Raw genomic sequence first — 23,085 nt, 5'->3', positions numbered from 1 at the left:
TTCCAGCGGGTCGGCAAATTTGCTCCGCTCGCGTTCCGACCAGCACCGCCCGGTTGAAACCCTCGGAGTGGCATGGGGAAGCCGCGGAAATGGTCGGCTGAATCAGTTTCAGGTCCTGCGTCATTCGGCCGGATGTGCCGACGGACGCCGCCCGATTGCCGCCGCGGCGTCAAGCTCGCGCGACAGGCGCGCCGCCTCGGCGGCCTTGGGTGTGGTGAAACGGGCGAGCAGCAAATAGGCCACGGGCGTCAGGTAGAGCGTCATCAGCGCCGCGAGGCCCAGACCACCGACGATCACCCAGCCAAGCGCTTCGCGTGCCTCTGCCCCGGCGCCGAAGGCAAAGACCAGAGGCACGCCGCCTAGCACGGTCGAGGCCATGGTCATCATGACCGGACGCAAGCGAATGGTCGCGGCTTCGTAGGCAGCGTCGGCGACGCTCGCCCCCTTGTCGCGCAACTGGTTGGCGAATTCGACGATAAGGATCCCGTTCTTCGCCATGATCCCCACGAGTAGCACCAAACCGATCTGCGAATAGACATTTAGGCTGCCGCCGGTAAGCAGCAGCGCGAAGATCGCGCAGGCAAGCCCCAGCGGCACGGTCGCCATGATCACCACCGCAGATATGAAGCTTTCGAACTGGGCCGACAGCACAAGAAACACGATCAGGAGCGCGAAACCGAAGGTGATCAGAATGCCCGTCGAGGTCTCATCCAGCGTCGCGGCTTCGGCGAGGGGCACGATGCGCGTATCGGCTGCCAGCACATCGGGGGCGATTCGCTCGACCTCGGCCAAGGCGTCACCCAATGCCATTGTCGGTGCCAAGCCCGCGGTAATCTCGACCGCGCGCATCTGTGACTCGCGGCCCAGTTCCGGCGCCACCGCGCGCTCGTCCAGCGTCACAAAGGCCGAGAGCGGTTGCAACTGTCCGCTTGCCGCCTGCACGAAGATGCTCTCCAGATCGCCCGGATCGCGAACCGGGGTGGAGGTCGACAACATCTTGATGTCGTAACTCCGGTCGTCGATGAAAACGGTACTCACGGTGCTGCCGTCAAGCACCGCCTGCAGCGCCTCGCCCAACCCATCGATCGCCACCCCCAGATCCGCCGCGCGTCGGCGGTCCACCTCGATGAAGAGTTGCGGCTGGGTGGTCTCGAACGAAAGTTGCACCAGCCCGAAGTCGGGATTTTCCTGCATCTGGTTCACGAGCGCCTGCGCCTGTTCGGCAAGTTCCAGGTAGTTCGAGCCGACGACGGCAAAGCGCAGCCCCTGCCCCGCGCCACGGATCCGCAGAGAGTTGGGCTGGATCGCGAAGGCCTGCACACCGATCACGTCGCGCAGCGAGGCGTTGATCTCGGAAACGATCTCCTGTTGCGACCGCGTTCGCGAGTTCCAGTCGGCGAGCGTGAGGACCATGAATCCGCGGTTATCGCGCCCCCAGGACCCGGCAATGGAAAACATGTTGGTCGCCTCGCCCGACTCGCGCAGGGGGCGGACAATCTGTTCGATCTCGAGCACCTTGCCGTTCATGTAGTCGAGCGAGACACCCTGCGGCGCGCGCACGCTGAGAAGGGCAATGGCACGATCCTCGGGCGGGGTGAGTTCCTGCCGGATCTGCCCGATCAGCAGCAGCGCTGTCAGCCCGAACAGCAGCGCGGCGGCAGCGACCACCAGCGGAACCTTGAGCGCAGCACGCAGTGTGAAGGCGTAGCCCGCAGCAAGCCGGTCACCCAGCCGGACCATCGGTCCGCGTTTCGCGTTGTCGTCTTCGGGCGCGGCGCGCAGCAGGCGACTGGCCAGAACCGGGCAAAGCGTCAGCGCGACGATCGAGGACAGCATGACGGCCATCGCCAGCGTGAAGCCGAACTCGCGGAATAGCCCGCCCGCCTGCCCCGGCAGGAACGACAGCGGCACGAAGACCGCGGCCAGCGTGGCGGTTGTGGTGACAACGGCGAAGAACACCTGCCTTGTGCCCAGAACGGCGGCGGCACGCGGCCCCATCCCTTCGGCCCGCCGGCGCACGATGTTTTCCAGAACCACGATCGCGTCGTCGACCACCATGCCCGTGGCCAGCACCAGCGCCAGCAGCGTCAGCACGTTGACCGAAAACCCGACAAGCCAGATCGCGGCCAGCGTGCCGACCAGCGCCACCGGCAGCGTGATCGCCGGGATCAGCGTCGCACGCACGTCGCGCAGAAACAGGAAGATGATCGCGACGACGATCAGCAGCGCCAGCCCCAAGGTCTTCAGCACCTCGGTGATCGCGCCGCGCACGAAGGTCGCCTCGTCCGAGGTAATGAAGATCGACACGTCTTCGGGCAGGATTTCCTGCAACTCCGCCACGATCTCGGTGACAGCGTTCGAAATGTCGAGCGTGTTCGAAGTCGCCTGCCGGATGATGCCGATGCCGATGCCGGACTGACCGTTGGCACGCAGGATCGACTCGCCCGGCGCCGGACCCAAGGACACCTGCGCCACGTCGCCCAGCCGCGTGTCTCCGCGCAGGATCAGCGACTCGAATGCTTCGGGCGTGGTGACGGGCGCCGTCGTGCGCACGAAGATCGACTGCGCGCGTGTCTGCAGGGCGCCCGCCGGCACGTCGAAGGACACATCGCGCAGGACGTTGCGGATATCGGCCAGGCTGAGCCCGCGCGCGGCCAGTTCCAGCATGTCGATATCGACCCGGAAGACCGCATCGCGGCGGCCATAGACCTGCAGATCCGCCACCCCGGGTGCCGAGATCAGCCGATCCTCGACAACCTCTTCGACGATCCGCGTCAGGTCCTGGACCGAACGGGCAGAGGACGTGACGCCAAGCCTGAGCACCGCATCGGCATTGGCGTCGGCCTTGATGATGCGCGGCTCGTCGATGCCATCCGGCAGCGTGTTCCGAATCCGGCCGATGGCATCGCGAATATCCGTGGCGGCGACATCGATATCGGCCGAATCGCCAAACTCCACCGTCACGCGACTGCGCCCGTAGCGCGATTCGGATGAAATCGCGCGCACGCCAGCGACGCGTCCCACCGCCCCCTCGACCGCGCCGGTCACTTCACGATCAATCGTTTCAGGGCCCGCGCCAGAAAAAGTTGTGGTCACCGTCACGACCGGACGGTCGACATTGGGCAGTTCGCGGACCTCGGCACCCATCAGCCCGGCGATGCCGGCGATGACGATCAGCGCGTTCAGCACGAAGGCAAGGATCGGGCGCCGAATGAAGAGGGCAGTGCCCGAACGCTGCGCTTCCTCCGGGTTCTCCCGCGTGGTGGGATCGTCCTGCTGTGGTTCGGGCGTCGCGGGATCGGTCTGCGGGGGCATGGTGTCGCCTCAGGTTTCCGAGGGCGCGGGCGTGGCGCTTGCCTCGGCCCCGCTGTCGCTGCGGTCGGCGGGGCGCTGTCCACGGCTGCGCAGTTCGACCTCGGTTCCGTCCCGCAGGCTCTGCACGCCTTCCAGTACGACGTGTTCGCCCGGTGCAACGTCGCCCGAAATCAGGACCTGCCCGTTCGCCCGCTGCACGATCCGAACGTCGACACGCTCGGCAAGACCTTCGCGCACCATCCAGACGAAGGCGCCATCATTCGACCACTGGATCGCCAGCGGTTCGACGGCGGGATAGGAGGCACCCGTGAATTCCATCTCTATCGCGAAGGCCATGCCCGGACGCAACGCATCGGAGGAGTTGTCGACCTCGGCCTGGATGCGCAGGTTGCGACCGGCGGCATCGACGCGGCTGTCGATCGCGCGGATGTGCCCCTCCAGGGGCGTATCGCGTCGGGCAAGCGGCGCCACGCTCAGGCTGTCGCCGGGGGCAACGAGGCCGACGATCCGTTCGGGCACGCGAAACTCGACCAGCAGGACCGAGCGGTCATCGATCCGCGCGATCTGCGTCCCCACGGCGACCTGATCGCCGGTATCGGCGTCGATCAATCCGATCCAGCCCGAAATCGGCGCGCGGACCCTGCGCCGCTCCAGCTCGAACTCGGCCTCGCGCACCGCGAGTTCCGCCGTGCGCACGGCCAGTTCGGCCTCGTTGATCTGCACCGTGGTCGCGGTACCGCTGGCACGCAGGCGCGAAAGCCGCTCGGCGGTATCCGTTGCCTCATCCAGCATCAGTGCGGCACGGTCGCGCGCGATGGCCTCGGCCTGGTCGTCCAGGCGCGCAATCACCGTTCCGACCTCGACCCATGCGCCCGGCTCGACCGCGATTTCGACGATGCGCCCGGAAACCTCGGGCTGAAGGATCACCGAGCGGAGCGCGGCGCCGGTGCCGATGGCGCTGACCCGGTCGCGCCGCGCCACGTCGCCGACCTCTCCGGCGACGACGGGCACGGCGCCGCCACCCCCGAATCCCCCGCGCGGACCGCCGCCCGCGTCTTCCGAATCGCTCGCCAGCGGAAGGCCGAGGCGCTCCAGCGGACCCAGAATCCCGATGCGGTCCAGCACCGGGTGCGAGGACGGCAACCACACCGCCCAGATCACCACGGCGATCGCGGCAACCGCGAGCAGTCCGAAGCCCTGCGCCAGAATTCGTCCGATCGCGCCCATACCCCGTCCGTTCGTTTGCACTTACACGCAGCGTCCCTGCGGTTCCGTCGCGCTGGCCAGAAGTTAGAGGTCCGGCGGGAAAAAGCCACCGAAATTACCTCGCTATTCCGTGAACTGCCCGAAGTTCAGACGAAAACGTCGTATCTGAGCGCGGTGGCGTCGATATCTGCCGCATCGGGCGGCGGTGCATCGGCGCGCAGGACGCGACCTCCGGTTGCATCGTCGAGCGCGCTCAACAATTCGGGCAAGGGGATGCGCGTCCAGTTGCGCGCGCGCGCCACCGTCTCGTCCACGGGAACCAGCGCGGTCCTGAGCGCGGTCATCTGTTCCAGCCCCTCGGCGCGCAACGTGGCGTTATGGCTGCCGTGATGACCGACCTTGTAGAGGATGGTGCGCGCCAGCAACTCGGGTCCGGTCCGCGGATCGGTGCAGTCCTCGAACGCAAGGTCCTGCCAGGACCGCCAATTGCCTGCCTGCGCATCGGCGGCCAGCAGCAGCACATCGCCACCGTCGAGTTCCAGGGCAAGAACCAGGCTGGAGTTGTTGGTGTCGCGATCCAGGCGCAGCGCCAGGTCCAGCGCGCCGTCCAGCCACGCACGATCGATCCGTCGCCACTCCTGGCCAGGTGCATCAAGCGTGCGGCGGAAGAAAGGCAGGCTCTGCGCCACCTCCAGCGGAATCCCCCAGCGCGCCGCAAAGGGGCCGTCCGGGGCCTTTTCCTGCGTCAACTCCAGCACCGTGTCCACGCCAAGGCCTGCCGCCAGACCGTAGGCCTCGCCCTTGCGCGGGTTCGAACTGCGCAGAAGCGCCTCGTCTCGCGGCGGGCCGAGGACATGGATACGCGCGCCGGTCCGGTCCAGTGCGACGGTTTCGCCCGGCTCCAGGTATCGCGGCCGTTCGCCCGGCGCCAGTTCGCGCGCCGCTGCAAGCGCGTCGCGCGTGGTTCGCCCGCGGCTGCCGAAAAAGCCCAGCAAATCGGCCAGCGGACCAGCGTCGGGGTGACCGGCCAGCCCCAGGCGCGCCTCGGCCAGGCGCAGCGCTTGTATGGCCTGCGCGCGAGCGCCCTCCAGCGCGCGGGCCTGCGGGTCCTCCGGGTTTTCCGCCCAGCTCATCCAGACGGCGCCGATCTCCAGCACCGAAAGCTCATCCGCAGCGTGAAGAAATCCGGACAAATGGTCCCAGTGTTCATGCGTGACGGCCAGCAGGTCGATGCGGCCGCCCGTCGTCTCCGCGATGTCGGCGACGATGCGCTGCATCCAGCCACGCGCATCGGGTGTGCCCAGCAGCACGCCGCAATCGATCATCATGTGAAACAGATCGTCGCCATCGCTGCGCGGCAGGCTTATCAGCAGGCAGTCGCCGATTCCCTGCCGGTACATCCGTACCCGCGTCCGCCAAGGAGCCGCCTCGGGTTTGCACTTTCGCGCGCCCTTCGGCCGCCGCTTGCCCGCCCCTTTCTCACGTTTCGCCATCAGCCGCCTCCCAGGCGTCGCGACCGGCATGCAACATCGCGAAGGGTTCGACCCCGCGCCGGATCCCGAAAGCCGCATCGACGCTTTCGCCTGCCGGTGTCTGCCCGGCAAAGGCCATCTGTGCGCGCACGCGGCGCGGATTGGCCACGCGCTTGCGCACCGCATAGCGGACCTTCCGGCTTTCCATATCGATCAACAGCGTCGCACCACCACTGTAACGCACGGTCGGCTGGCTGTCGGGCTGCCAATCCTGCGTGACTTCGACCACCAGATCGCGCCGCGTGTCGCCATCCGGTCCGATCCGGCGGCACGGGCGCACGGACTGCACCGCAAGCGGCAACAGTCGTCCAGCCAGGCCGTCCAGTTCCCAGGGCTCGCCCTGCCGGCCCGTACGGACCAGGCCGAAGCTCGCCAGCACCGCGTCGTCGGCGCGCCGGTCAAGCCATTGCTGCACCTTGCCGGCATTCTCTTCGCAGATCCGCGCGATTCCGGCGCGATCGCCCCCCCGCGTCCAGCCAAGGGAAAGCTTGCCCAGCAGATCCTCCAGTCCCTCCGGCTGAACCGGCGGCGCGTCCCACAGCAGCGCATCGGCCGAGACATGGCGCACACCTTCGGGTCGGATGCCGCGCGCGCGGAAGGCCGCGACGAAAGCCACCCGATAATGCAACCCGTCGTTCGGCACCATGTCGCGATCACCGGTGACCAGGGCGCGCAGATATTCGCCAAAGGTGATGTCCACGGGCGGACAGTAGTCGAGCGCGCGGATCACCATTTGAAGCACATGGCTGGCAGCGGTCGAAGCCTCGCTCGCCAGTCGGTCGACCAGATCGCTCGGCAACGCGCCCGGCGGCAACACCCCCGTGCCACCGGTGGCCAGGCGCAGGGCAGCCGCGGCGCGGCGGCGGTAGATCTGCAGGAAGGCATCGAAGATCGCGGCAACCAGAACCGCCCCCAGCGCATGCGGCCCCTTGCGACGCGTCGTCTCGTAGTCATCGGGCCGCGGCGTGCGCGCGTGCCAGACCCCTTCGGCGTCATACGCCCCCAAGAAATCCCGCAGCGCCCCGTGCCCGCCCAGTGCCTGGCCGAACTGCTGCGCCAGCGCGCCCAGCAACCCCTCCTGCCCCAGGTCTCCGCGCGTGCGGGCGATTTCGGACTTCAGCGCTTCGGGCAGGCTGAAATGCTGAAACAGCGCGACGGCATCGGCAAAGGCCTCGTGAAAGGCCAGCACATCGGGATTGGTCGGCACGCGCATCCGCCGATGCAACCCGTCGAGCAGCGCATGCGTCACCTCATGCGCGATGATATCGTGCGAGAGACAGGTGAAGACCAACTCGCCCGCACGCCGGTCCGTCCCTTCGAAATAGCCAAAGAGCAGCGCTTGCCGGTCAGGACTGTAATAGGCGTTGGCCTCGCGCAGTGCATGCGGATAAATGCGCAGCTTCTCGACAAACGCGACCCGTTCGCGCCCACTCGAATCGCGCGTGATCCGCGGCGCCCATAGGGCGGCGCGCCCCAGCGCCTCCTCGAACGCCGCGATCGTACGCATGGCGACGGCATAAACCATCTGCTGATGGAACCGCGGATCGGACTCGGTCGGCGCAAGCCCATCGCAGGCCAGCAAGGCGGGCGCGTCCAGATCGACCGGGGCATAGGCCAGGCGACTGGGCGGATCGATGTCGACGATTTCCAGATAGCGACCGACAGGGCCGGGCTCCAGCGCTTCCCACGGGATCGACAGCACCGCCTGGTTCAGACGCAGCGTCGCAAGATCGGTCCCCAGCACGGGATCGAAGGCGAAGACCTTCAGCCGGCGGCGCGGCGGCGGGTCCAGCGGCGGGTCCAGCGCGTGCTCCAGTTGCCGACGACGGATCGCATCCTCGCCCGGCAGCGACAGTCTTGCGGCCGGGCCACCGGGCCGTTCTGCACCGTGCCCCAAGGCCGATTTCAGCGCCTGCGAGGCGCCGGGCGCGTCGGCGAGCGCCTCTCGCAGACGGGCAAGGTCTGTCGGATTATCCGGGGCGACATCGGGACCATCGGGCAGAAGCGCCTCGATCTCCGCGGATTGCGACAGCTGCAGCGCCTCCAGTTCCAGCATCTCCGCCAGACCCGGGTCAAGCCCCTGCATCCCAAGCCCCAGCAGCATCCGGAAGGCGGCGAATCGCGCGCTGTCGGGCGCCTCGCGGGTCAGTTCGGCGGCCGCCACGGGCTGGCCGACCAACAGCGCGGCCGCAGCGCGCAGGCGCCCGTAGCCCAGCCGCGCGCGCTCCTCGGCGTCGCGTCCCGGCACGGCGGTCGAGAATAGCGCGTGTCGCACCGCCTCCACCCGCATCCAGTCTTCCGGATAGGCGGCCCACGCGTCGTGATGCCGCGCGATCCACAGCGCCGCGGCGGCCGCCACCTGCGGCGTCGCGGCCGAAGTGCCCGCACCATCGCTGTCGACGATGCCGGCGCAACCCATGCGCGGCCAAGGCATGTTCGGGGTCGAGGCCGCAACCGCCGTGCGCATCGCGGCGGGCGGTCCGTAATTCCCCGCCATTCGCGACAGCCCCAGATCGGTATAGGGCGCGAAATCCGCCATCACGCCGCTGGCCGCCACCACGCGGTTGAACCGGGCGGGGTAGACCATAAACCGGGTTGGCAGATTGCCGTAGTTGTTGCCCGCCGCGCTGACCATCGTCACGCCGAGTTCGTAAAGCACATTCACCGCCTCGGCCCAGGCGCGCGAGGCAAGGCCGCCCATGCTCATCGTCACGACATGCACGAAGGTTTGCGGATCGGCGCAAAGCGCGTGAACATGATCCAGCGCCCGCGCGATCGCACTGTTGCGGAACAGGACCACCCCGTTCGCCACGCGCAGCGGGATCACCTCGGCCCAGGGCGCGGCGCCCGTGGTGCGCCCGGCCAGAATGCCCAGCGTCCCGGTTCCGTGGCCCGGCGCCTTGTTCAGAAAGCCCCCTGCCCCGTCGCTGGCATCATTCGCCGGTTCGCCGCCAACGAAATTGCGCTGCAGGTCGTGGCGCAATCGCGCAGGAAGCGTCTGATGGTTGGGGTCGAACCCGGTATCCAGCTGCGCGATGCGCACGCGCGGCCCGTGCTCGGCGTCGAAAAGCGCATCGATCTGCTCGAACTGGCCGTGATCGGGGCCGGCGTGCCACATGGCGTGCGGACCCGGTTGCGGCCCCTGCGGAAACCTCGGGCTTTGCGGCGCCCCGGTCGGCGGGCAGGCCTCGGCCAGTCGCAACGCGGTGACCGCCTCCTCGGCAAAGCTCCAGCGTTGTTCCAGATCGGGTTCGGCGAACTGCACGCCGGGCACCGCGGCGAAACCCGATCCGCCGCGCAGGATCGCGTGGCAGAGATCCCAGGGCGACGGCGCCTCGTCCTCAGCGAAGCGCAGCAACTGCCAGGCCTCGCCCCCCGGTGCCGCCCCGAGGCCCTGATCGCCGATGCTGGAAAAAAGCGGCTCGGCCCGGCCGCGCAATGCGCCGCGCCCCGAACCCAGCGCGAAACGCGAAGTCAGCGCCGCGCCTTTGACCATCAGGCGGATTTCCCCGTCCGGCATCCTGCCGCCCCCTTAGTGCGGGTCAGAGTGCCGAAAGGGTCCCCTCAAGTCAAAGGATCATTTCAACTCAAGGGGTTTGAGCGCGATCCGACAACACCCTGGGGTAACGGACCAAAGCCCACCCGGCGAAAAACCCCGCGTCAGTCGCGCGTCCATTCCAGACGCGCCTGCATCGCCTGGTGCCCTTCTTGCGCGACACTGCACAGGCTCAGCGCGCCGTCGCCGTCGCGTTCGCCCATTATCCGCAACGCGGAACCGGCAAAGACCGGATGCACCGCGCGATACCGAAACGCGGTGGGCGTCCCGCCGGCATGCCGCGCGCCCGCCTCGATCAGAAGCGTGGCCTGCATCGGCCCATGAACGACGATCCCGGGATAATGCTCCACCTCGGTGCAATATGCTTGATCATAATGTATCCGATGCGCGTTCCAGGTCGCGGCCGAGTAGCGGAAAAGCCGGATCTCGGACATCTCCACCGATTCGACGGCCTGCGGATGCAGTGGCGCGGCAATCGGACGCGGCGGATCGTACCGGTCGGGGACCGGCAGATAGACCAGATCCTGCTCCTCGTGCAAGGTGCCGCCACTCGCGCCGGTGATCTGGTGCGCGATGGTGACAAGGGCCATCGGCCCGCGCCCGCCCGCCTTCATCTCGACCGACTGGATACGGCTGACCCGGTGCAACGTCTCCCCGATCACCAGCCGGCCGGAAAAGCGCAGCCGCCCGCCGGCCCACATCCGCCGCGGGTACGGCACGGGCGGCATGAACGCGCCCAGCCGCGCATGGCCCTCGGGGCCGATGTCGGAAAGCGCAACATGCTCGGGGAACGCGGCCCAGTGCCAGAGCCAGGGCATCGGCGCGCCCGATCCGACCGCCGGATCGGGCGCCGCGGGATGGCCCAGAGCGCCGGCCATCATCGCCGCAACCTCGGGGGCAAGCCGACCTTCTGCCTCGGCCGTGCGGCCGATCCAGTCGCGCGGATCGACCGCCGCCCCGCCCTGCGACTGCGACTGCGACTGCGACTGCGACTGCGACATCGCCGTCGTCAGTCCGCCTCGTTCGACCAACCCGAGACCGCCTTGACCTCCAGGAACTCCTCGATCCCGAAGATCCCGCCCTCGCGGCCGATACCGGATGCCTTCATGCCGCCAAAGGGCGCGCCGCGCCCGCGCGACGTGCCGTTCATCTCGATCATGCCAGCGCGCAGGCGGCGGGCCACGCGGTTGCGCTTGGCGCCATCCTGGCTTTGCACGTAGTTGGTCAGGCCGTAGTCGGTGTCATTGGCGATCGAGATCGCCTGATCCTCGCCCTCGAACGGGATGATCGACAGCACCGGGCCGAAGATCTCCTCGCGCGCGATGGTCATGTCGTTCGAGACATCGGCAAAGACAGTCGGACGAACGTAGTAGCCGCGGTTCAACCCGTCGGGCCGGCCAACACCGCCGGCGACCAGCCGCGCGCCCTCGTCGATGCCCTTCTGGATCAGGTCCTGCACCTTGTCGAACTGCGCCTGGCTGACCAGCGGGCCGATATGCTTGCCGCTTTCATGCGCCGAGGCGACGCGCGTCTGTTCGGCGACCTGCGCCGCCGTTTCCACCGCCCGGTCGTAGACCGACCGTTCGACCAGCATCCGGGTCGGCGCGTTGCAGGACTGCCCGGTGTTGTTGAAGCAATGCATCGCGCCGCGCTTCACCGCCTTCTCGTCGGCATCGGCGAAGATGACGTTGGCGCCCTTGCCGCCCAGTTCCAGATGCACCCGCTTGAACGTGTCCGCGGCGTTCTTCGAGATCGCCTTGCCAGCCCGGCCCGACCCGGTGAAGCTGACCATGTCCACGTCCGGATGCCCCGAAAGCTGCGTGCCCACGCCCGGCCCGTCGCCGTTGACCAGGTTGAAGACACCCTTCGGCACCCCCGCCTCGTCCAGGATCTCGGCCCAGACGATGCCCGACAGCGGCGCGATCTCCGACGGCTTCAGCACCATCGTGCAGCCCGCCAGCAGCGCCGCGATGACCTTCAGCGTGACCTGGTTCATCGGCCAATTCCACGGCGTGATCAGCGCGCAGACCCCCACCGCCTCGCGGATGATGCGGTCGTTGGGGGCGTCATCGCTCAAGGGCGCGATGAACTCGATCTTGTCGAAGTCGCGGATGAAGTTCTCGATGTGAAAGGTGCCGGCGCCGACCTGGCTAGACATCGCCATGTCGATCGGTGCCCCCATCTCCATCGAGATGGCGCGGCCCATGTCTTCGCCGCGCTTGTTGTAGACCTCGAGGATGCGCTTGACCAAGGCCAGCCGCTTGGACGGGTCGGAATACATGAAGTCGTGCAGAGCCGCCTTGGCGGCTGCGACGGCGGCGTCGGTATCCGCCTGCCCGCCCAGGCTGATCACGGCACAGGCTTCCTCGGTCGAGGGGTCGATGACCTCCAGGTCCTGGCCGTCCTTCGGCGCAACCCAGGCGCCGTCGATATAGAATTTGCGATGCTCGAGCATGGCGGTCTCCGGTTTTCTGAGTTCGCGGTACACTCGCACCACGCCCATCGGGGTGCAAGGCCCGGTCGCTCAGAAGTCGCGCCAGATCGCCAGCCGCAGCCCATCGACCCGCCGGCTGCGCGGCAGCAGCGTCGCGTCCAGCACCAGCAAGCTGCGCGCACCCACCGCATATCCCAATGCCGGGATCAGCTTCAGCGTGGTTCCGTCGCGGTCGCGATGCCCCGCCATCGACAGCATCGCCAGGGCGCCGCGCTCCGTCCGCAGGCCGAACTGACCCGAAACCTCGATCTCGCCCAGCCCGCGCGGACCATTGCGGTTGGCGACAAGTTGCAGGTCCGCCCGGGCCCAGAGATTGCCCAGACCCGTCTGCGCCCCACGGCCCGCGTGCAGGGCGACTACGGGCGCGATGCGCCGGGCGCCCGCGCGGTCGAAACGCGCACCAAGGGTCAGACCCAGCGCGATGGACCCGGCCAGATCCGGGTGCCAGCGGGCAAAGACGTCGGCGCGCAGATTCCCGCCGGCGCGACGCAGCTTCATGCCTGCCACCACTCGCGGGTCAAGGCCGTATTCGCCATAGACTTCGCCGAACGACACCCTCCGCGTCGCAAGATCCTCGACCCCGACCGAAACGGCGGCAAACCCGCTGCCCACGGGCCGCGGCCACGGGCCAGCCGCAGCGGTCCCGGCGACACCGATCATCAAGGTCGAGGCAAGAAGAAGCGCGCGCATGCCCCATGCAGGCGGTGCATCGGTTAAACAAGGATTAACGCAGCCGCCGGTCGGGTGCCGGCTCCGGTGACGGAAAGGCGGCTGTCGGGCATGGGGAACCTGACTGCCGATTGCAATGTAATATTATTGCACTCAATCCTCAGACCCCGGCAAGCGCAAATCGCTCGACCGGCAATGTTTCGCCGGGATCGCCGGTTTGTGTTCGCATACCCTCCGCTTACCGGATGCAAAGCCGAAGCGAAGGCCCTAATTAGGTCGCATGAACAGACGCGCTTTCCTCTCGCTCTCCGCCGCGGCCACCTTCGTCGCGATGCTGCCGCTGCCCGCGGCGGCGCAGCAACTGCCGCTTTCCGAACTGTCGCGCTACCTGAACAGCTTCAGCACGGCGACGGCAGAATTCACGCAGATCAACCCGGACGGGACTCTTTCGACCGGGCGGCTTCATATCCACCGCCCCGGGCGCGTGCGGTTCGAATACGACCCGCCCGAGCGGAACCTGGTGCTGGCTACGGCCGGTTCGGTGAACGTGTTCGACGCGCGATCGAACCAGGGGCCCACCGTCTACCCGCTGCGGCGCACGCCGCTGAACCTGATCCTCGCAGCCAACGTGGACCTCTCGCGCGACCGCATGGTGGTGCGCCACTACGCCGAAGGGCCGACCACGGTGGTCGTGGCCCAGGATCCCGAGCATCCGGAATACGGCTCCATCCGGCTGGTCTTCAGCGCCGGCCCGACGGAGTTGCGGCAATGGATCGTCACCGACGACATGGGGCGCGAAACCACGGTGATCCTGGGTGACATGCGCACCGGGGTTCAGTTGCCGTCGCGTCTTTTCAATGTCGACGACGCCGTGCGCCAGCGCAGCCGCAGCAACCAGCGATAGGACCGGCGGGTCAGGCCCGCCGGCAGAGCCGCAACTGCGTGTCGTACATCGCCGCGCGCACCTCGACCCGCTGGGCAACCCCCAGCAGCCAGGGCTTGGCATTGTAGCTGGCGCGCGCAAACCCGGCGTGGCCCTCGTGATACGCCAGGTACTGGTTGCGGGCATCGGTCAGCGGGATGCCGTTGCGCTCCCGCGTCTTGTTGGCGTACCAGCCGACGAAGTCGGTCGCATCGTTGATGTCATCGCGCCGGGCGCGGCGGTTGCGCGTCTCGGCCTGATATTCCTCCCAGGTGCGATCCAGCGCCTGGCTGTACCCGAAGGCCGAGGATTGCCGCCCCATCGGGATCACGCCCAGCGTCCACTGGACCGGCGTCCGGGCATTGCCGATGAAACGGCTTTCGGCGTGGATGATCGCCATCTGAACCGGCACCGGCACGCCCCAGCGCCGTTCGGTGCGTTGCATGGCCGAGAAATAGCGCGGTCGCTCGTTGGCGAGCGCGCACGCATCCTCGAGATTGCGCGGTGCGGAAAACTGCCGGCTGCCGCAGGATGCCACGATCAGCACCACCACGAGCAGGCGTAGGAACATGCCCATCACTGCCTCGGTCGTTGTTATTGTCGCGCCCGGTTTTTTGTCGGGTGGACGCGCTTTGAAAAAAGTCTAGCCGATTTGCCGGTACGAGAAAACGCCGCGAAAGAAAAAAAACCGTGAAGGCCCGGTTTCACGCCGAAAACCGGCCGCCCGAAAGCCCCCGCCCCCGCGTCAAATCTGGACGACCGGCCGCCGTCGCGCTAATAGTCAAGGAAGGAGTCGTCGCATGATGATCAAATCGCAGGCCAAGTTTCATCTCGGACAGATTGTCCGTCACCGCAAGCACCCGTTTCGCGGGGTGGTTTTCGATGTCGACGCGATCTTCGCCAACACCGACGAATGGTATGAATCCATCCCCGAGGACAGCCGCCCGGCCAAGGACCAGCCCTTCTACCACCTGCTGGCCGAAAACGAGCACAGCTATTACGTCGCCTACGTTTCCGAGCAGAACCTCGTTCCCGACGACACGGGCGAACCGATCGATCACCCCGACCTCGACGAGCTTTTCGGGGATTTCAACGACGGGTTCTATCCGCTACAGGTGGATCTCAACTGATCGTCAGCGGCGACGCCGGGTGATCCGGCGGGCGCACGACGTCGGATATGGCGACCCGACGGGATTGCCGTGTGACGGGAACCAAACGCAATGCGCGGGATTGTGAAGGCGAAAGCCTTGCTGAAAATGCAATGCGTCGATAGATCGTGATCTGAACCAGAACCGATGACAGACAACGTCCGACCCCCGGAGGGTACCATGCGCAAGTTCGATTCCCGTCGCCACTTCCTGATCGGCGGCCTCGCCGTTCTGGCCGCGCCGGCGCTGATCCGCTCAGCCGAGGCGCAATCCTTCACCGGCGAAATCGACGACGGCCCGCGTGAGCAGGTGCGCCACAACGTGATGGGCTTCCGCACCCAGGAATGGCGCGACCACTTCCAGAACCTTCGCCGGGGTGCGATCGTCTGCGACACCAAGTCGCGCGCGCTTCACTACTGGTCCGAGGATCAGTCGGTCTACCGCCTCTACCCGACCTCGGTCCCGATGACCGACGAATTCACGCGCCTCGGCTATACCGAGATCGTGCTCAAAAGGCGCGATCCGGTCTGGATCCCGACCCCCAACATGCGCGAACGCGACCCTTCCCTGCCGGAACGCGTCGAAGCCGGCCCCGAGAACCCGATGGGCACGCGCGCGATGAACCTGTCCTGGCAGTACTATCGCATCCACGGCATCGACAATACCGCCAAGATCGGGCGGCGTGCGTCGAACGGTTGCATCGGCCTCTTCAACCATCATGTGGAAGAGCTGTTCGAGATGGCCGACGTAGGCACCCAGGTGCGGTTCATCTGACTTCCTTTGGTTGGTCCCCCTTTGCGGGGTTTCACTTCCCCGCGGGGAACCAGCCGATCTGTGCCCTCGATTTCCCCGCGGGGAATTAACGTTTCGCTCAGGGTTGATTTCCCCGCGGGGAATTTACCTTTCCGTCAGGTCCGGTTTCCCCGCGGGGAAATAACTTTTCGCTCACGATTGATTTCCCCGCGGGGAAATATCCCTACCCGCGGCGACAGCGGGCGCGGCGGGTCAGGCGACCTTCCCCAGTTCCCGATGCGTAAGCCGCGCGATGCACGCCATCAGCGCGGCTTTCTTCACGGGCTTCGCCACGCAATCGGCGAATCCGGCCTGGGCGTAGGCCTCCAGCTGCTCGGGCAGGACATTCGCCGTGACGACCGCGGCGGGCGGCATCACGCGACGCAGGCTGCGATAGGTCCGGGCGATGGCCTGCAGCGCGGCCGGTCCATCCATGCCGGGCATGGACACGTCGAACAGCAACAGATCGAACGTGCCTTGCAGCGCCGCGTCGAAAGCCTGCAGCCCGTCGTCGGCGAAGGTCAGCTCGCACCCACTGCCCCGCAGCAGCGCGCCGATCACCTTCTGGTTGGTCAGGTTGTCCTCGGCCACCAGGATGCGCAGCCCGTCCAGCTTCAGCGGCGACGGATCGTCAACGGCAAGCCTCGGTGGCGGGGCATGACCGCCCGGCGCGGTCGCTTCGCGGGCCAGCAACGGCAGCGGCAGGAATACCTGGACCTCGGTGCCCCTGCCCGGTTCGGAGGTCAGCGTGACCCGTCCCGCCATCAGCGCGACCAGCCGCTGGACGATGGGCATGCCCAGCCCGGTGCCGCCAAAGCGCCGCGTGGCGCTGGCATCGGCCTGGGCGAAGGCGTCGAAGATCCCGCCCACCGCGGCCGCGTCCATCCCGATCCCGGTATCGGCGATGACGAAGCGCAGCCCGCGCCGGTCGGCCTCGGCGCGCAGCGTGACGCGGCCGCTGGCGGTGAACTTGACCGCGTTGCCGACGATGTTTCCCAGGATCTGGACCAGCCTGTTGCTGTCGCCGCGATAGGTCGCGCGAAGCGCCGGCGCGCAGTGCCACTCGAACCCCAGCCCCTTGGCCGCGGCCTGCGGCGCGTGCAGCTGCACGATCCGCTCGACCACATCAACCGGGCGAAACGGCGCCAGGTTCAGCTCCATCGCCCCGGCCTCGACCGTCGACAGGTCCAGGATGTCGTTGAGGATCGCCATCAGCCCTTCGCCGCTGGTGCGGATCGTCTCGACCATGCGCTGCTGCTCGCCCTGCGCAACCTGCCCTTCCAGCACCTGCGCCATGCCCAGCACCCCGTTCAGCGGCGTGCGCAACTCGTGGCTCATGTTGGCCAGGAACCGGGTCTTCAGCTGGTTGGCCGCCTCGGCCCGGTTGCGCGCGGTTTCAAGGCGCGAGTTCAGCCGCGCGGCGCGGAAGGCGATCAGCGCAAACGCCCATTGCAGCGCCGAGAACGCCAGCAGGAAGGTGATGACCAGCGTCGCCACGGTGATCGTCGTGGGGGACGCCCCAAAAACAAGCAGCGGCAAACGGAACAGGTAGGCCGCACCGATCGCCGCGAAAGGCAGGCTCGCCAGCGCCGCGATCTCGGGTCCAAGCGTCCGGGCAAGCGGCCAGATCCGGCGCGCCATGTGCAGCGCCAACAGCCCGTTGACCACCGAACTGGTCAGGACCAGCGCGCCGATCTGGCCGGAAATCACGGCCACGTTCGCCTGCGCCACGATCGCCAGCACCGCCAGCAGGAAGTAGCGCCGCATGGAGGTGCCTTGGCCAAGTCCGGCGCGGACCGCGAAATAGCCGAAGACGATGCCCAGATGCGCGCCGGAAATGACCAGCGCCGCGCTGAGCCAGAACGGCAGGTTCGGGTTCGCCATCAGCCCCAGCGTCGCGATCAGGAACGCGAGGTTGGTCATGAACAACCAGACGAAGCCGAACCGTTCGCCCCGTTGCGCATCGTGGCGCAGCGCAAAGACGCAAAGCGTCAGCGAAACGAGCACAAGCACCGCGGCGATCGCCACCACGATGCGGATTTCAACCTCGGGGTTCATGCGCGCACCGCGGATGCCATAGGCAAAACCCTACGGCGCAAAAGGTGAATCGGCGGTGAATCTTGTGGTCAGATCGTCGGCAGGACGTGGTCGCGAAACGCCTCGCGCAGCTTGTTCTTCTGCATCTTGCCGGTCGCGCCCAAGGGTATCGAGTCGACGAAGACGACATCGTCGGGCAGCCACCATTTCGCGACCTTGCCCTCGTAGAAGGCCATCAACTCGTCGCGCGTGACCTCGCGTCCCGGCTTCTTCACCACCACCAGCAGCGGGCGCTCATCCCACTTCGGGTGATGCGCGGCGATGCAGGCGGCCATTGCGACCGCCGGGTGCCCCATGGCGATGTTCTCCAGATCGATCGAGCCGATCCACTCGCCGCCCGACTTGATCACGTCCTTCGTGCGGTCGGTGACCTGCATGAACCCGTCGGCGTCGATCGTCGCGACGTCGCCGGTGGGAAACCACCCGAGCCCCGCCGCGTCGTAGCACAGCGGGTCCTCGTCGCGGTTGAAATACCGATCCAGCACCCAGGGGCCGCGCACCAGAAGATCGCCCTGCGCCTGCCCGTCCCAGGGCAACTCATTCCCGTCCGCATCGACGATCTTCATGTCGACGCCGAAAAGCGCGCGGCCCTGCTTGGACTTCACCGCCATCCGCGCGGCCTCGGTCATCTCCTCCGCTCCGGGCTTCATCCTGCAGACGGTCCCAAGGGGCGACATCTCGCTCATGCCCCAGGCATGCAGCACGGTCACGCCATAGGTCTTCTCGAAGGTCTCGATCATCGCCGGCGGGCAGGCCGAGCCGCCGATCACCGTGCGACGCAGGCTCGAGAAGCGCAGACCGTTCTCCTCGACGTGGCCCAGCAGCCCCTGCCAGACCGTCGGCACCCCGGCCGAGAAGGTGACGCCCTCGGCCTCGAACAGGTCGTGCAGCGACTTTCCGTCCAGCGCCGGCCCCGGAAAGACCAGCTTCGCCCCGGCCATGACCGTCGAATAGGGCGTGCCCCAGGCGTTGACATGGAACATCGGCACGACCGGCAGCGCCACGTCGCGCGCCGACAGGCCCATCGCATCGGGCAGCGCCGCAGCATAGGCATGCAGCACGGTGGAGCGGTGCTGATAGAGCACGCCCTTGGGGTTCCCCGTCGTGCCCGATGTGTAGCACAGGCTCGATGCCGTGGTCTCGTCGAAGACGGGCCAGTCGTAGCGCTCGGGTGCCGCCTCGATCAGATCCTCGTAGCAGATCAGGTTCGGGATCGTGGTTTGCGCCGGCATGTGGCTGCGATCCGTCATCAGCACGAAATGCTCGACGGTGGCGAAGCGCGCGGCCGTCGCCTCGACCAGCGGCAGGAAGGTCAGGTCGAAGAACATCGCCCGGTCCTGCGCATCGTCGGCGATCCAGACCAGCTGGTCCGGATGCAGCCGCGGATTGAGCGTATGCACGACCAGCCCCGACCCCGAGCCGCCGTAGTAAAGCTCCAGATGCCGGTAGCCGTTCCAGGCGATCGTGCCGATCCGGTCGCCCCTGCCAAGCCCCATCCCCGCCAGCGCATTCGCCACCTGCCGGCACCGACGCGCAAGATCGCGGTAGCTGTAGCGGTGAAGATCCCCCTCGCAGCGGCGCGAGACCACCTCGCGGCTGCCGTGATGGCGCTCGGCGTGAACCAGCAGGCTGGAGATCAGCAAGGGCTGATCCATCATCTGACCGCGCATCCGCCCCTCCCCTCGCGCTTGCGTTCCGCCAATGGGTAGACGAATGCCCGGCGCGGTCAAGCGCGCCGGGCGAAACGGCCGCCGGTCAGACCTGCGACCGCGCCCATCGCCGGCCGGTGCGCGTGCTTTCCAGCGCCCCGGCCGAAAGTTTTAATGAGGTTAACGGCTCGGATTTCCGATTTTATTCCAATGCCTTGCCAAAGTGTGCAAGCTTGCACACCCTGGCCCCGAAGCCCTCAGCCCTTCTTCAGGCAGCGGTTGCCCAGAACCTCGGCGATCTGCACGGCGTTGAGCGCGGCGCCCTTGCGCAGGTTGTCGGAAACGCACCACAGGTTCAGCCCGTTCTCGATGGTCGAATCCTGCCGGATGCGGCTGATATAGGTCGCGAAATCGCCCACGCAGTCGACCGGCGTGATGTAGCCGCCGGCCTCTCGCTTGTCGACGACCAGGATGCCCGGCGCCTCGCGCAGGATCTCGCGGGCCTCGTCCTCGTCCAGGTGATCCTCGAACTCGATGTTGATCGCCTCGGCATGGCCCACGAAGACCGGCACCCGCACGCAGGTCGCGGTCAGCTTGATCGACTTGTCGAGGATCTTCTTGGTCTCGACCACCATCTTCCATTCTTCCTTGGTCGATCCGTCCTCCATGAAGACGTCGATATGCGGGATCACGTTGAAGGCGATCTGCTTGGGGTAGACCGACGGCGCGACTTCCTGACCCGGCACGTACATGCCCTTGGTCTGGTTCCACAGCTCGTCCATAGCCTCCTTCCCGGTGCCGGAAACGGACTGGTAGGTCGACACCACCACCCGCTTGATGCGCGCCCGGTCATGCAGCGGCTTCAGCGCCACCACCATCTGCGCGGTCGAGCAGTTGGGGTTGGCGATGATCATCTTCTTGGCATAGCCGTCGACGGCCGCGGCATTCACCTCCGGCACGACCAGCGGCACATCGGGGTCGTAGCGATAGAGCGAGGAGTTGTCGATCACCACGCAGCCCTGCTTGGCCGCACGCGGCGCATAGGTCTTCGTTGCGTCCGACCCGATGGCGAAGAAGGCGATGTCCCAGCCGGTGAAATCGAACTGCTCAAGATCCTGGCATTTCAGCGTCCGGTCGCCGAAGCTGCACTCGGTCCCCAGCGAACGGCGCGACGCCAGCACCGCGATCTCGTCGATCGGGAATTCCCGTTCGGCCAGAATGTTCAGCATTTCGCGGCCCACATTCCCCGTGGCACCCACAACGACGACCCGATAGCCCATCTTCACCCTCCTTCCGATCCGAGGTTCGCGCGGCGCATACACCAATGCGCTGCCCCGCGAAAGGCCCCGCCACACCGAAGGCGCCACCCGCAATATCGCCAGCGCACCCTATCTGACCTTTATCTCGCCCCCGCGCGCCGCTATCACCGACGCAGGCCTCCGTAGCTCAACCGGATAGAGCACCGGTCTTCTAAACCGATGGTTGCAGGTTCGAGTCCTGCCGGAGGCACCAGAACAGTGTTTCTGTCAATCACTCATATGAGTGCGAATAAGAGTGCGAAACGACGGCCTTATGCGGTCGACTGGTGCGCCACAGGAAGAGGCGAGCGAGAGTGCGATACCCGCCACCACGCCCGCCTCGACGCCAAAGCCGAGCGCGACGAGGATTGTCACCGCCACCGCCGCAAAATCGGCACGGTTGTAGCTCCAGGTTCCTTTCAGCACGCCCAGATCGACGAGGCCAAGGACCGCGACGATGATCGTCGCCGCCAGCGTTGCCTGCGGCAGGTAGAAGAGCCAGGGCGTGAGGAACATGGTCCCGAGCGCGATGCCCACCGCGGTGAAGGCCCCGGCCGCGGGGGTCCGGGCGCCCGCGTCGAAATTGACCACGGAGCGCGCGAAACCGCCGGTGACGGGAAACCCGCCGCTCACGGCCGAGGCGACGTTTGAGGCGCCGAGGCCGACGAGTTCCTGATCCGGGTCGATGCGCTCGCGGCGCTTGGCGGCCAGCGTCTGGGCGACCGAAACCGATTCGACGAAGCCAATGGCCAGCATCTCGGGCTGGGTGTGGCCGCCCGCATCGATGCCGAGGATGTGACGGACCTGCGACAGGGCGATCAGGATACCCGAGGCGGTGATGATTCCGGCGATCACCGGGTGGCTGCGGAAGTTCGCCAGGAACCCCAGCCGGAGGACCCCCATCAGGACAAGCATCACCGCGGAAAGAAATGCAAGCGCGGCGGCGGCCACGATGGCCTCGGTGGGCGTCGTCAGCCCGAGATTCCCGACCGCGGCGGCCGTTATGAGCGAAATGACCGCCACCGGCCCAACTGCCAGCGTGCCGCTCGTGCCGAAAAGGGCATAGGCCAGAAGCGGCAGGATGCTCGCATAGAGACCGACCTGCGCTGGCAGACCCGCAAGCATCGCATAGGCCAGCGACTGCGGCACCAGCATGATGGTGACGATCACCGCGGCCAGAAGATCGTCGGTCAGCGTCGAGAGCCGGTAGTCCCGCCCTCAGTCAAGGACCGGCAGAAAGCGGCGCGCCCCTCCGCTCAACCGCCCCTCGACCCCGCCTGCCTGGAAGTCGTCGTTGTTCATCACACTGCCGCCGCGTAGGTTCGACACTGGCCCCATGGCCGAGCCGAGCCATCAAGACAGTGAGGGAGACAGAGATGAAGACCGAACAGACGGATCACGGACCGCTCGAGACCTGGACGGTGGAAGAGGTTGCCGAGGCCTTCGCCCGCGGCGAGATCGCGATCGTCGACGTTCGCAGCCCACCCGAATACATGCTGGAGCATATTCCGGGCGCGCTCCTGATGCCGATGAATGGCTTCGCCCCCCAGTCCCTGCCGGTCGGCGGCAAGAAACGCCTTGTGCTTCATTGCGGTTCGGGCATGCGCTCGGGGAAGATGGCACGGCGAATGCTGGAGGCCGGGCTGGGGCCGGTCGCCCATATGGAGGGCGGCTTCGGCGCCTGGAAGGCGGCGGGGCAGGCCTATGTTGGCGTCGACCCGGCCACTGGTGCACCGAAGCGCCAAGGGGGAAGCTGACACCCGTGCGCCCACCGCGAAGACGGTTCGATCGACGCCGACTTCTACGCCGACCGCGCACGCCGCCTCAGAAACCTTTGCATCGCCGACGCACTTGCGCAATCGAGTCGGCCCGATTTGCCCGCCAGCGCGCGGCGCGCTTCCGCGCGCGTCTCTCGATTGATGCGAAGCATGAGTAACCGGTCGCTCGTCGCCGCTGCGCTGAAATGATGCACGATGCCGTCGACATCTTTTCGACTGGTGGAGGCGCCTCTGTTTCAAGCGCCATAGGCGGCAACATCCTGATAAAACGCGGAACATTCGTTGGCGCCGCCAAAGCGTTACGCGTGCGACCGACAGTGGACACGCCCGGGCGTGTCCGCTGGTTCAGTGCCCGATGCCGATCCCGGCGGGGTTCAGGAGCATCCAGAGTGCCATGCCGATCATCATCAGGTTCTCGGTCAGCGAGACGAAACCGAGCGGCACCTTGCTATCGCCGCCGACGCAGGCGCATTTCAGTTCGCGCCGGTCGATATAGACCGCCTTGAAGACCGAGACCGCGCCGATGGTGCCGATGAAGAGCGCGACCGGGATCGAGAGCCACATCAGCGCGCCCGCGACCATCAGCACGCCCGCCAGCCCCTCGCCAAAGCATCCTGCCGTCGACGACA

General features: G+C 66.9%; 15 protein-coding genes, 1 tRNA gene and 2 pseudogenes. 5 read left to right on the top strand and 13 right to left on the bottom strand.

Going from position 1 to position 23,085, the window contains the following annotated elements:
* Positions 1-120: 120 nt before the first annotated feature.
* The 7 genes from IM708_RS17155 to IM708_RS17125 form a co-directional block, all read right to left on the bottom strand.
* A complete protein-coding gene (locus IM708_RS17155) occupies positions 121-3,315 on the bottom strand; it encodes an efflux RND transporter permease subunit (RefSeq protein WP_209427803.1) in 3,195 nt (1,064 codons plus the stop codon).
* 9 nt (positions 3,316-3,324) lie between these two features.
* On the bottom strand, positions 3,325-4,542 hold the full coding sequence (locus IM708_RS17150) for an efflux RND transporter periplasmic adaptor subunit (RefSeq protein ID WP_209427802.1): 1,218 nt from the start codon (positions 4,540-4,542) through the stop codon (positions 3,325-3,327).
* Between the two features lie 125 nt (positions 4,543-4,667).
* Positions 4,668-6,014: a hypothetical protein gene (locus IM708_RS17145; RefSeq protein ID WP_209427801.1), complete on the bottom strand. Its 1,347-nt coding sequence runs from the start codon at positions 6,012-6,014 to the stop codon at positions 4,668-4,670.
* The gene (locus IM708_RS17140) at positions 6,001-9,573 is read right to left on the bottom strand and encodes a S8 family serine peptidase (protein ID WP_209427800.1); all 3,573 of its coding nucleotides are present in this window, start codon (positions 9,571-9,573) and stop codon (positions 6,001-6,003) included. Before IM708_RS17140 ends, IM708_RS17145 begins: the two co-directional genes overlap by 14 nt.
* 140 nt (positions 9,574-9,713) lie before the next feature.
* Entirely contained in the window at positions 9,714-10,610 is an 897-nt protein-coding gene (locus IM708_RS17135) for a MaoC family dehydratase N-terminal domain-containing protein (RefSeq protein ID WP_245243283.1), read from the bottom strand.
* Between the two features lie 8 nt (positions 10,611-10,618).
* Positions 10,619-12,064 carry an aldehyde dehydrogenase family protein gene (locus tag IM708_RS17130; protein WP_209427799.1) on the bottom strand — a complete coding sequence of 482 codons (1,446 nt, stop codon included), beginning with the start codon at positions 12,062-12,064 and terminating at the stop codon, positions 10,619-10,621.
* Positions 12,065-12,133: 69 nt separating this feature from the next.
* Positions 12,134-12,793, bottom strand: coding sequence for a hypothetical protein (locus IM708_RS17125; protein WP_209427798.1), 660 nt, complete (start codon positions 12,791-12,793; stop codon positions 12,134-12,136).
* Between the two features lie 259 nt (positions 12,794-13,052).
* On the opposite strand from IM708_RS17125, the gene IM708_RS17120 reads away from it, so the two are divergent.
* Positions 13,053-13,676: an outer membrane lipoprotein carrier protein LolA gene (locus IM708_RS17120; RefSeq protein ID WP_209427797.1), complete on the top strand. Its 624-nt coding sequence runs from the start codon at positions 13,053-13,055 to the stop codon at positions 13,674-13,676.
* 10 nt (positions 13,677-13,686) lie between these two features.
* Here the strand turns inward: IM708_RS17120 and IM708_RS17115 are convergent, their stop codons facing one another.
* Complete coding sequence (locus tag IM708_RS17115; RefSeq protein WP_209427796.1) at positions 13,687-14,271, bottom strand: lytic transglycosylase; 585 nt, start codon at positions 14,269-14,271, stop codon at positions 13,687-13,689.
* Between the two features lie 226 nt (positions 14,272-14,497).
* On the opposite strand from IM708_RS17115, the gene hspQ reads away from it, so the two are divergent.
* Positions 14,498-14,824 (top strand): heat shock protein HspQ, encoded by a 327-nt coding sequence (gene hspQ / locus IM708_RS17110; RefSeq protein WP_209427804.1) that lies wholly within the window; start codon positions 14,498-14,500, stop codon positions 14,822-14,824.
* A gap of 198 nt (positions 14,825-15,022) precedes the next feature.
* Positions 15,023-15,616 (top strand): L,D-transpeptidase, encoded by a 594-nt coding sequence (locus tag IM708_RS17105; protein ID WP_209427795.1) that lies wholly within the window; start codon positions 15,023-15,025, stop codon positions 15,614-15,616.
* Positions 15,617-15,847: 231 nt separating this feature from the next.
* Here IM708_RS17105 and IM708_RS17100 read toward each other — a convergent pair whose 3' ends face one another.
* The 3 genes from IM708_RS17100 to IM708_RS17090 all read right to left on the bottom strand — a co-directional run bounded on the left by IM708_RS17100 (position 15,848) and on the right by IM708_RS17090 (position 20,660).
* Positions 15,848-17,692, bottom strand: coding sequence for an ATP-binding protein (locus IM708_RS17100; RefSeq protein WP_209427794.1), 1,845 nt, complete (start codon positions 17,690-17,692; stop codon positions 15,848-15,850).
* Between the two features lie 68 nt (positions 17,693-17,760).
* Complete coding sequence (locus tag IM708_RS17095) at positions 17,761-19,401, bottom strand: 3-(methylthio)propionyl-CoA ligase (RefSeq protein WP_209427793.1); 1,641 nt, start codon at positions 19,399-19,401, stop codon at positions 17,761-17,763.
* Between the two features lie 236 nt (positions 19,402-19,637).
* Positions 19,638-20,660: an aspartate-semialdehyde dehydrogenase gene (locus IM708_RS17090; RefSeq protein WP_209427792.1), complete on the bottom strand. Its 1,023-nt coding sequence runs from the start codon at positions 20,658-20,660 to the stop codon at positions 19,638-19,640.
* A 155-nt stretch (positions 20,661-20,815) separates the two neighbouring features.
* Here IM708_RS17090 and IM708_RS17085 point away from each other — a divergent pair.
* Positions 20,816-20,892: transfer RNA gene (locus tag IM708_RS17085), tRNA-Arg, on the top strand.
* Positions 20,893-20,940: 48 nt separating this feature from the next.
* Here IM708_RS17085 and IM708_RS17080 read toward each other — a convergent pair.
* Positions 20,941-21,980 (bottom strand): annotated as a pseudogene (locus IM708_RS17080) (SulP family inorganic anion transporter); the annotation flags it as partial.
* A 74-nt stretch (positions 21,981-22,054) separates the two neighbouring features.
* Here IM708_RS17080 and IM708_RS17075 point away from each other — a divergent pair.
* A complete protein-coding gene (locus IM708_RS17075; RefSeq protein ID WP_209427791.1) occupies positions 22,055-22,435 on the top strand; it encodes a rhodanese-like domain-containing protein in 381 nt (126 codons plus the stop codon).
* A 366-nt stretch (positions 22,436-22,801) separates the two neighbouring features.
* Here the strand turns inward: IM708_RS17075 and IM708_RS17070 are convergent.
* Positions 22,802-23,085, bottom strand: a pseudogene (locus IM708_RS17070) (glutaredoxin); the annotation flags it as partial.

The organism is Pararhodobacter sp. SW119 (genome assembly GCF_017811755.1).
Classification (GTDB): Bacteria; Pseudomonadota; Alphaproteobacteria; order Rhodobacterales; family Rhodobacteraceae; genus Pararhodobacter.
The sequence above is the reverse complement of the archived record's forward strand: the minus strand, read 5'-3'. Positions and strand labels throughout refer to the sequence as shown.

Excerpts from the sequence above, each read along its gene's own strand:
- IM708_RS17105 (WP_209427795.1), top strand. The coding sequence starts at position 15,023 with ATGCGCAAGTTCGATTCCCGTCGCCACTTCCTGATCGGCGGCCTCGCC.
- IM708_RS17100 (WP_209427794.1), bottom strand. The coding sequence starts at position 17,692 with ATGAACCCCGAGGTTGAAATCCGCATCGTGGTGGCGATCGCCGCGGTG.
- IM708_RS17095 (WP_209427793.1), bottom strand. The coding sequence starts at position 19,401 with ATGCGCGGTCAGATGATGGATCAGCCCTTGCTGATCTCCAGCCTGCTG.
- IM708_RS17130 (WP_209427799.1), bottom strand. The coding sequence starts at position 12,064 with ATGCTCGAGCATCGCAAATTCTATATCGACGGCGCCTGGGTTGCGCCG.
- IM708_RS17140 (WP_209427800.1), bottom strand. The coding sequence starts at position 9,573 with ATGCCGGACGGGGAAATCCGCCTGATGGTCAAAGGCGCGGCGCTGACT.
- IM708_RS17155 (WP_209427803.1), bottom strand. The coding sequence starts at position 3,315 with ATGCCCCCGCAGACCGATCCCGCGACGCCCGAACCACAGCAGGACGAT.
- IM708_RS17120 (WP_209427797.1), top strand. The coding sequence starts at position 13,053 with ATGAACAGACGCGCTTTCCTCTCGCTCTCCGCCGCGGCCACCTTCGTC.
- IM708_RS17145 (WP_209427801.1), bottom strand. The coding sequence starts at position 6,014 with ATGGCGAAACGTGAGAAAGGGGCGGGCAAGCGGCGGCCGAAGGGCGCG.
- hspQ (WP_209427804.1), top strand. The coding sequence starts at position 14,498 with ATGATCAAATCGCAGGCCAAGTTTCATCTCGGACAGATTGTCCGTCAC.
- IM708_RS17090 (WP_209427792.1), bottom strand. The coding sequence starts at position 20,660 with ATGGGCTATCGGGTCGTCGTTGTGGGTGCCACGGGGAATGTGGGCCGC.
- IM708_RS17115 (WP_209427796.1), bottom strand. The coding sequence starts at position 14,271 with ATGGGCATGTTCCTACGCCTGCTCGTGGTGGTGCTGATCGTGGCATCC.
- IM708_RS17125 (WP_209427798.1), bottom strand. The coding sequence starts at position 12,793 with ATGCGCGCGCTTCTTCTTGCCTCGACCTTGATGATCGGTGTCGCCGGG.
- IM708_RS17135 (WP_245243283.1), bottom strand. The coding sequence starts at position 10,610 with ATGTCGCAGTCGCAGTCGCAGTCGCAGTCGCAGTCGCAGGGCGGGGCG.
- IM708_RS17075 (WP_209427791.1), top strand. The coding sequence starts at position 22,055 with ATGAAGACCGAACAGACGGATCACGGACCGCTCGAGACCTGGACGGTG.
- IM708_RS17150 (WP_209427802.1), bottom strand. The coding sequence starts at position 4,542 with ATGGGCGCGATCGGACGAATTCTGGCGCAGGGCTTCGGACTGCTCGCG.